At 69.4% G+C, this 726-nt stretch carries 1 pseudogene; it reads right to left on the bottom strand.

Annotated features, from left to right (window positions below):
- Positions 1–726 (bottom strand): annotated as a pseudogene (locus C7C46_RS35255) (hypothetical protein); the annotation flags it as partial.

Below are 726 nucleotides of genomic sequence, written 5' to 3'. Positions count from 1 at the left end.
GTGGCTGATGGCGGCTGCGGTCTGGTGTTCGGTTCGCCAGTGGTGCTGGCGCAGGAGTTCCTGGTCGCTGTGGTGGACGGCCAGGCCCGTGAGGGTCAGGAGCCCGGCCAGTGCGGCGATGGTCAGTCGGATCATCGGACCGGCCTTGCTCGGGCTGTCGGCCTGACGCACGGTCATCTCGGGTTCGCGCGGCGGCGGATCCTGTGGCGCGGCCGGGTCGGCGGCACCGCGGCCGTGGGCCGGTTCCTCGCACGCTGGTGCGGGCGGGGAGTTCAGGTGGCGGGCGCGTTGGACGGTCAGGAAGGCGTGGGCGAGCATCGTGCAGGTGACGCTGCGGTGCCACGGGATCCACTTGCGGACCTGGTACTGGTCCAGACCGGCGAGCTGTTTTCCCTGCTCGTTGTCCTCCTCGATCTTCCAGCGGATCCCGGCCTGGTCGATGACCGCGCTGGCGGGGGTACCGGCGGGGGCGTGGGCGAGGAAGTAGCCGTACTCGAAGTCGAAGCGTCCGCCGGCGAGCTTCTTCCTGTGGGTGGAGCGTCGGATCAGCAGGCGGTGTTCGAATCCGTCGGCCGGTTCCTGGCCGGTGACCTTGACCTCGAACAGGATCCAGTCGTAGTACCGCAGGCCCTTGGATCCTTCTCCGCAGGACCGGCGTTCCCACTGGTCGCGGCGCTTCGCGTAGGGCAGCAGGTGGTCGGCGCGCTTGATCCTCCTGGTGCCAGG

This window comes from Streptomyces tateyamensis (genome assembly GCF_003205575.1).
GTDB classification, from domain to species: Bacteria; Actinomycetota; Actinomycetes; order Streptomycetales; family Streptomycetaceae; genus Kitasatospora; species Kitasatospora tateyamensis.
The sequence above is the reverse complement of the archived record's forward strand: the minus strand, read 5'-3'. Positions and strand labels throughout refer to the sequence as shown.